Source organism: Nocardia exalbida NBRC 100660 (assembly GCF_000308575.1).
Lineage (GTDB): Bacteria > Actinomycetota > Actinomycetes > Mycobacteriales > Mycobacteriaceae > Nocardia > Nocardia exalbida.
Window position 1 is genome coordinate 1 of record NZ_BAFZ01000087.1, and the last position, 7,947, is coordinate 7,947.

Annotated in this window: 8 protein-coding genes and 1 pseudogene; 1 reads left to right on the top strand and 8 read right to left on the bottom strand. The window is 70.8% G+C overall.

Annotated elements, in window-relative coordinates; genetic code table 11:
* Nucleotides 1-171: pseudogene (locus tag ON29_RS37185) on the bottom strand (acyltransferase); the annotation flags it as partial.
* Between the two features lie 241 nt (nt 172-412).
* On the opposite strand from ON29_RS37185, the gene ON29_RS20710 reads away from it, so the two are divergent.
* Nucleotides 413-1,714: an outer membrane protein assembly factor BamB family protein gene (locus ON29_RS20710; protein WP_040868636.1), complete on the top strand. Its 1,302-nt coding sequence runs from the start codon at nt 413-415 to the stop codon at nt 1,712-1,714.
* Nucleotides 1,715-1,843: 129 nt separating this feature from the next.
* Here ON29_RS20710 and ON29_RS36475 read toward each other — a convergent pair whose 3' ends face one another.
* The 7 genes from ON29_RS36475 to ON29_RS20750 form a co-directional block, all read right to left on the bottom strand.
* Nucleotides 1,844-2,164, bottom strand: a complete 321-nt coding sequence (locus ON29_RS36475; protein WP_169332593.1) for a hypothetical protein — start codon at nt 2,162-2,164, stop codon at nt 1,844-1,846.
* Nucleotides 2,161-3,384, bottom strand: a complete 1,224-nt coding sequence (locus tag ON29_RS20720) for a class I SAM-dependent methyltransferase (RefSeq protein ID WP_040868640.1) — start codon at nt 3,382-3,384, stop codon at nt 2,161-2,163. Before ON29_RS20720 ends, ON29_RS36475 begins: the two co-directional genes overlap by 4 nt.
* A gap of 280 nt (nt 3,385-3,664) precedes the next feature.
* A complete protein-coding gene (locus ON29_RS20730) occupies nt 3,665-4,642 on the bottom strand; it encodes a class I SAM-dependent methyltransferase (RefSeq protein ID WP_040868643.1) in 978 nt (325 codons plus the stop codon).
* 37 nt (nt 4,643-4,679) lie between these two features.
* Nucleotides 4,680-5,456, bottom strand: coding sequence for an enoyl-CoA hydratase-related protein (locus ON29_RS20735; protein ID WP_040868644.1), 777 nt, complete (start codon nt 5,454-5,456; stop codon nt 4,680-4,682).
* A 63-nt stretch (nt 5,457-5,519) separates the two neighbouring features.
* Nucleotides 5,520-6,290, bottom strand: a complete 771-nt coding sequence (locus ON29_RS20740; protein ID WP_169332594.1) for an NUDIX hydrolase — start codon at nt 6,288-6,290, stop codon at nt 5,520-5,522.
* A gap of 106 nt (nt 6,291-6,396) precedes the next feature.
* Nucleotides 6,397-7,230, bottom strand: coding sequence for an ABC transporter ATP-binding protein (locus tag ON29_RS20745; RefSeq protein ID WP_040868647.1), 834 nt, complete (start codon nt 7,228-7,230; stop codon nt 6,397-6,399).
* 140 nt (nt 7,231-7,370) lie between these two features.
* Nucleotides 7,371-7,947, bottom strand: a 577-nt coding sequence (locus ON29_RS20750) for a peptidyl-tRNA hydrolase (protein WP_040868649.1), incomplete at its 5' end; no start/stop codon positions are given.

A 7,947-nucleotide genomic window follows, 5' to 3' on the forward strand; every position in this document is an offset into this window, starting at 1 on the left:
GGATTCGCCAGGCGGAACTTCAACAGCCGGTAGTAGCGCACCAGATACCCAGGGCGTGTACGCCCGGTTCGCGAGCACCCAGCGCAACGACGCCGGCGTCAGAAAACGCGCCTGCTGCGGATCCCGGCGGCGCGATCCCCGCCAGCGCGAGCGCAACGGTGCGCCCCACATGCTCGTCACGAACGGTTCTCCTGTCGTGGTCCTACCGGCCGTCGCGCGCCTCGGCGGCGACGGATAGAGCCTATCGCCCGCGGTGAGCACCACGACGAGCACCCGCGACGAGAACGCCGGGACGCGTTCACCCGCGCGCGGGCCTCCCGTACAGTGACTCGTGCGCCGGAGACGGCGACGGCGAACGCCAACGACGACAGGAGTGCGGCAGGTGCGAAGCGGCGGCGTACTGGCTACTTCCATGTGGCGACCGTCCCGGAAACGTGCCGCGGCCGCGCTGGCCGCGATCGGCGCGCTGGCATTGGCCGGGTGCGGCACCGATTACGACGACATCACCGTCGGCACCGGCAAGGGCTGGACCGCCGCCTATCACGACGGCCGCAACAGCGGCACCGGCCCGGTCACCGGATCGCGGGAGCTCGAGCTGAGTTGGCAGCGGCCGGTCGGCGGCCCGATCGCCCAGCCGATCACGCTGGGTCCCGACAGCCAGCTGTTCGTCACCACCCGCCTGCAGAACTGCTCGATCTTCTCCTTCCAGATGGCCACCGGCCGCAAGCGGTTCTGCAACGCCCTGGGCCCGAGTGCGATCACCGCGCCCTCGTCGGTCGACGGGATGAGCAACGTCTACGTCGGCGACGACAGCCGGGTGATCTCGTTCAACTACCTGGGGCAGCCACGGTGGGCCACGCCCGTCGCGGGTACACCGGCCTCGGTGCAGTTCACCGGTGACGGAAAGCTGCTGACCGTCACGCGATCCGGCCAGGTCGACGTCCTGTCCAGGCAGACAGGCGACCGGACGGTGCCGACCGTGCAGTTGCTCGGCGAACCGGACTTCCTCGTGCACGCGGGCCTCAGCTGGCCTGACGCGAGCCAGGGCTTGGACGAGTGCGCCACCGGCGGGCCGCAGTGCCCCGTCGCGACCATCTCCGCCGTCGACGCCGACAGTGGCCGCTTCTACGCGACGGTCTGGCAGCCGGGGCGGCCCGCGGCGGCCGTGGTCGCGGTGCGCTACACCGGCGAGAAGCTCGTGCGGGAGTGGAGCGCCGAACTGCTGCTCGGCGGCAGCGCGACCAGCCCGGCCCTGTCCGCCGACGGCACCACCCTCTACGTGGGCGACAACACCAACCGCCTGATCGCCCTGGACACCGCCGACGGGCGAACCAAGTGGGTCCACCGGCTGGACTGGACGCCGCGCGGGGGCATCTCGGTGTCGGAGGACGGCCTGATCATCCCCTCCGGCGACGACGGCTACCTGCTCGGGCTGCGTGACAACGGCGACGCGGTGGAAACCGTCTGGGAGCGCAAGGATCTGGCGCTGCGCGGCTCCGCGGCGCAGACCGAGGGCGACACCGGCTACGCCGTCGCGGCGATCGGCGACGGCCTGAACCTCGTCACCTTCGACACGCAGACCGGGGCCACCCTCGACTCCGATGTGCTGCCGGGCGCGAAGGGCACCACCACCGGCACCTCGGTCGGCGCGAAGGGCGAGGTCGTGGTCGCCACCCGCATCGGCGAGATCTTCGCGTTCGCGCCGGAGAAGTAGGCACCACCGGTTCTCTCACCCCCGCTCATAGGCCGTACGGGTCTCCGGCTGACCTGGACCGCGAATGGCTGATGGGATCGACACCAAGACCAAGCGCGACGACGGTTCCTACGGCCGAAGCTGCACCTACTACCTCACCGCCGGTGGGATTCTGTCCTTCACCGCATCGATCAAAGTGATGCGGCCGCAACAGGGTTCGGTGACCGAGGCGACCATCGCGCGGCTGAAGAGTGCGAAAACGCGCGAACTCCCGGGGATCGGGCGATCGGTCCTCATCGAAGCGAAGCCCGATTTCCCGCAGGCTTGGGTCTCACCGACCGGTTCGTCGTCCGCGTCTTTCTCGTCGGCAGCAATCTGTCCGCACCGCCGACAGACCAACGGTGGGCTGCCGCAGCGAGACTCGTCGTCGCGAAACTCCCGGCGTAGCGAGCGACGCAGCCGGATCGTCACGGGGTGGAACAGAGAAAGACCGTCGCGGCGCGGCCGATTCGTGTGATCACCAGCGTGTGCGGTCGAGTGCCACGGAGTTTGAGGCGCGAACGGAGCGCATCGGGGTCGATGTCCACCCCTCGCGTGCGGATTTCGAGAGGGCCGCAGTCGCGGCGATGGAGTTCGGCGCGGAGGGATTTCTCGCGGAAGTCCATGCGGTCGAGGATGCGGAAGCCACGCACCCCCTCGGGGACGGTGTCGCCGGTGAGATAGGCGATGCGCGGATCCAGTTGCCACAAGCCGTGTTTCGCGGCGTAATGACGGACGAGTCCGGCACGCACGACGGCGCCGTCCGGATCGATGATCCACTGCCCCGGCGGGCGCTCCTCGATGACGTCGGATTCGGCATCGGTGATGGTCCACCCGCCGCCCTTGGACGAGAGCACCCTCGCGCGACGGGTTACTCCGGCCTCGGTGAGCCCCGGCGACCACAGGCACGCCTCACGCACCGAGCCGTCGAGCGAGACCACCTCGACCTCACCGGACCAGTCGAGCCGGTCGAAGTCCAGACCGGGTGCGCATTTCACGGCGATATCACGGGCGGCGTAGGCCGCGAGAAGATCCGGCAGCGGCGGTTGGAGTTTGGCCGGGTCGTGCGTGCGGCGGCCGTCGGCGCGCCGGGCCGGGTCGGCGATGATCACGGTGTCGCGACTGCTCGGGCGCAGCGCATCCGCCCTGATCAGCATCACATTCCGGGTCAGCTCCGAGGGGCAGGCGGCGGACGTGAGAGCGTCCCGCTCCCCCGCTCCGAGCCGGTGGGACCCCAGGTTGTGCGCGGCGATCGCCAGCCGCACCTCGTCCAGATCGCTGCCGAGCACCGCCGGGCACACCCGGGCCAGCTCGACGAGTTCGGCTCCGATCGAGCAGGTGACGTCGTGCACCGTCCGCCCGGCCAGCCGGGTGGCCCGCTGCCGTGCCACGAGCGTCGGGGTGGCCTGCTGCAGCGCGTCGTCGGTGAAGAGCCACTGCCCGGCGTCGAGGAGTTTCGCGGCGGCTCTGCGCCGCAATCGCACGGTCTCGATCAGGGCCGCGGCCCGGTCGCCGTGCGCGCGACGCACGAACTCCAGATCCCGCAGGTGCGTCGCCGGGGTGAGCGCCAGCCGATCCGCTTCGGCCAGCGCGTCCCGGCCGATCGCGCTCCCGAGGTACCCGACATCGTCACGGGTGAAGCGGTAGCCCACTACCGAGCCCTCGTAGTTATCCGCATCGTGCCGACCAGCCCGAGTCCGGGTGTCGGGACCGTCCGAGCTGCCGCGACGGCCCGGCTCGGGGTGCCGGTGCGGGTGATCGCGACGGCGGCCTGTTGCCGAACTTCTGTGGCGATCCCGTGAGCCTCGGTCCGGTCACCGTTTCGGTGGCGCTCCAGCTCCGGGTTCCGGCGCGGCGACGCGGGCCGACGCGCCTGGGCAGCATGGTCGCCGCCCAGGTCGGCGATGCGGACGCGAGAGGTGGCGCGGCCCACTACTTTCCGGCGGAGCTCGGCTTCACGCCGGTGATCATGGCGTTGTAGAAGAACTGGCGCGGCACCACACGGCGCATGACGTTCTCGTCCACCCAGCTCAACCCCAGCCAGGCGCGGTACATCGCCATCCGGTAGCGCCAGGTGAGTTTCTCGGCGGGCACGGCCGCCTCGAAGGTGCGCACCGGCCAGCCCCACAGCGCGGCCGCGAATTCCTCGGTCTTGGCGGCCACCTCGACGGCGCCCGCCGAGCGGGCCATCGCCTCCAGGGCGCGCGGATCGAAGGTGTGCAGGTCGACGACCGCCTCCAGGGCGGCCGCGCGCGAGGACTCGTCCAGCTCCTCCTGCGGACGCCGCCAGTCGCTGAGCATCGGCAGCTTGGTGACCGTGGTGGTGGCCTTCCAGGTGATCCGGCCCAGCCAGCGCGCGTAGAAGTTGCCGACCGTGGTCGGCTCACCGGCGAACACGAAGCGGCCGCCCGGCTTGAGCACGCGCAGGCATTCCTTGAGCGCCAGCTCGACGTCGGGGATGTGGTGCAGCACCGCGTGGCCGACCACCAGATCGAAGGTGTCGTCGTCGTAGGGGATGGTCTCCGCGTCGGCGACCCGGCCGTCCACGTCGAGACCGAGGTGCTGCGCGTTGCGCAGCGCGACCTTGACCATGCCCGGCGACAGGTCGGTGACCGAGCCGGACTTCGCCACGCCCGCCTGCATCAGGTTCAGCAGGAAGAAGCCGGTACCGCAGCCCAGTTCCAGCGCCTTGCCGTAGGGCAGTGGCGCGGAACCCACGGCCAGGTCGAACCGGCCGCGCGCGTACTCGATACAGCGCTCGTCATAGGAGATGGACCATTTGTCGTCGTAGGTCTCGGCTTCCCAGTCGTGGTAGAGAACCTGGGCCAGCTTCGTATCCTTGAGCGCTGCTTCGACCTCTGCCTCGGTGGCGTGCGGGTTCGGCGCGGGGTCGTCGGGACGTACCGTCATGGTCGGCAAGCCTACCCAAATCCGCAGTTGACGCCTGCTATCGCCCCACGAATTCCGCCGACCCCGGACCGTCGGTCAGATAGGAACCTGTTCCTATCAGGCGATCTTCCGTCGTGAACAGGGACGACCACTCGCCACGGGCGCGATCGAGGCCGTGCGGACCCGCTTCGAAGACCGCTTTGGCGGCGGCCAGCGCGCGGGCGGGACCGCCGGTGAACTGGCGTGCCCATCGCATCGCGGCGGTGTACACGTCGTCCGGCGCGACGACCTCGTCGACGAGGCCGAGCGCCTTCGCCTCGTCCGCCTCGACGAAACGACCGGTGTAGACGAGGTCCTTGGCCGGGCCCGGTCCGATCAGCAGGGCGAGGCGACGGATGCCCGCGAGCGGGATCAAGCCCGTCTTGATCTGCGGCAGGCCCAGCTTGACGTTGTCACCGATGACGCGGCGGTCCGCGCCCAGGGCCAGCTCCAGCCCACCGCCGAGGCAGTAACCGCTGACAGCCGCGACCGTGGGCTGCGGGATCCGGGCCAGGCAACCGAGGTCCTGCTGCAAGTCGGCCGCCATGGCGGCGGCCTGGTCACTGCCGAGACCGAACAATTCGGCCACATCGTCGCCCGCGGAGAACACGCGTTCGTCGCCGTACACGACCACCGCGGCAACGCCCGGGTCGGCGGCGAGGGCGTCGGCCGCCTCGGCCAGTTCCCGCACCAGCTGCGCGTTCAGCAGATTCATCGGCGGGCGGGCGAACCGCAGGACGGCCACGCCGCGCGCGGCATCGCCCTCGGGCAGCTCCAGGGTCACGAATTCGGCCATGGCAGGCCACGCTACCGGGTACGCACCGGCACCGGCGGTCAGGCCCGACGCCCGACTTGCCCGTCAGGGCCGCACGGAACCCTTCAGGCGACCGGCGTCGGGGAGATCGGCGAAGTAGCGGTGGTTGTCCGGGAAGGAGAGCAGCTGCCTGCCGTCCGAATCGGCCAGCACCGGAAGGATCGGATCGATCGCCCGATGCGCTGCCAGGATGTCGGCGGTGGAGTGGAATTCGCCGAGTTCGACCAGTTGTGTCCAGGTCGGCGGCAGCAGCACGTCGGCGCCGGAACGCCAGCGCGCCAGCGCTTCGGCGGGGGTGCTCCACCGCACCTCCGCCGCCTCGGACGTGGCGCCGTCGGCGAGCTGCCCCTCCGGGAGGATGGCGACGAAGAACCGGGTGTCGTAGCGGCGCGGCTCGATGACCGGGGTGATCCAGTTCGCCCACGGCCGTAGCAGATCGGCGCGCAGGACGAGTTCCTCCTCGGCGAGGAAGGACGCCAGCGACAGTTCCCTGCGTTCCAGCCTGCCGCGCGCGTCCCGGTAACCGGTGGTGTCGGAAACGACGCTGTCGGCGGTCGGGCCTGCCAGCAGCACGCCGCACTCCTCGAACGTCTCCCGGACGGCCGCGCAGACCAGCGCCTTGGCCCTGGTCTCGGTGGTGGCGAACCGCTCGGCCCACCACGCGGGCTCGGGCCCGGACCAGGCGATGTCCGCGGTCCCGTCGGACGGGTCGACGCCGCCGCCGGGGAACACGGTCATGCCCGCGGCGAACGCCATGGCGCCGACCCGGCGCTGCAGGAAGATCTCGGGCCCCTCGGCGCCGTCGCGCACCAGCATCACCGTCGACGCGTCTTTGATCGGTTGCTGAGAGTCTGCCTGCGGTTCTTTCTCACTCACCCCTGCACCCTAACGCGCGCTCGGTGAGCGACGGACACCGTCCGAGTCAGCGGGTGCGGTGCCGGCCCGCGCGGCGCGAGCGGCGCGCGAAGTACCGTCCGTCGACTCGATCCAGCGCGATCGATTGACGGAAGGCGTCGCTGAGGTTCTCCGAGGTGAGCACGTCGGACAGCAGTCCCTGCGCGACCACTTCGCCCTCGTTGAGCAGCAGGCCGTGGGTGAAGCCGGGGGGAATCTCCTCCACGTGATGGGTGACGAGCACGATCGCGGGGGCGTCCGGGTCGGCGGCGAGATCGCCGAGCCGCTCCACCAGTTCCTCGCGCCCGCCCAGGTCAAGGCCCGCCGCCGGTTCGTCGAGCAGCAGCAGTTCGGGATCGGTCATCAGCGCGCGGGCGATGAGCACCCGTTTACGCTCGCCCTCCGACAGCGTGCCGTAGGTGCGGTCCGAGAGATGTTCGGCCCCGAGGCTTTCCAGCATGTCGATGGCGCGGTCGGTGTCCATCTCGTCGTAGCGCTCCCGCCAGCGGCCGAGCACCGCGTAGCCCGCGGACACCACCAGGTCGCTGACCTTCTCATCGATCGGAACCCGGCTGGCCACCGCGGCCGAGGACAGGCCGATGCGCGGGCGCAACTCGTTGATGTCCACCTTTCCGATCCGCTCCCCGAGCAGATGGGCGACGCCCGCCGTGGGGTGCATCTCGGCGGCGGCCATCCGCAGCAGCGAGGTCTTGCCCGCGCCGTTGGGGCCGAGGACGACCCAGCGTTCGTCGAGTTCGACCTGCCAGGTGACCGGACCGACGAGAGTATGGCCCGAGCGGCGGACGGTCACGTCGGTGAAATCGATGAGCAGATCGGGATCCGGTTGCGGCACGCGCTCCATCTTGGCCCACCTGAGGGGACACTTGCCAACGCGGGGAGGGAAAACCGAGCCGGTCGGTCGGATCCACGCCGGAACACCGCCGTCACGGCCGCGTCGGCCGCCGCACCGACACGCCAACGACGGGGTCGCCGCAGGCGGTTTCACCAGGAGCGGGCGGGCACCGCGATCACCGTCATCGAGCCGGGCGCCACTTCGGTGAATCCGGCGTCGCGCACGGCGACCGCACCACCCTCGGCCACTTGTCCGGCCAGCGACGCCCAGCGCGGCGGGTCGGCTTCGCGCACCGCGCACCTGAAGCCCAGTTCCGCCCAGCGCAGCGCGTGCTCGACCGGCAGCGCACCGGCCAGCAGCATGCTCGCGTGACCCACCTGCGCGGCCGACTTGCCCAGCGTCATGCCGAGCGCGGCGTTCACCCACAGCACCGGCAGGAGCGGATCGGGCGGCCCGGGAGCGTCGTGCTCGAGATCGGTGCCGCCGATTTGCAGACGCTTGATCCGCGGATCGACCTCGCCCACCGGTCCGGGGACCAAGGCGCGCGCCTGCGCGCCGTCGATCTCGACGGTGACGCCCGGTACCGCGCAGGTCGCCTGCCACTGAGCGCCGCGCGCCCGCCGGGCCACCTTGCGAATGCGCGATCGCTTCCATGCGAGATACGGCTGTTCCCACTCGCCGCCGGGCCCGACCCGCTCGTCCAGGCACAGCGCCACCGCCGCGGCC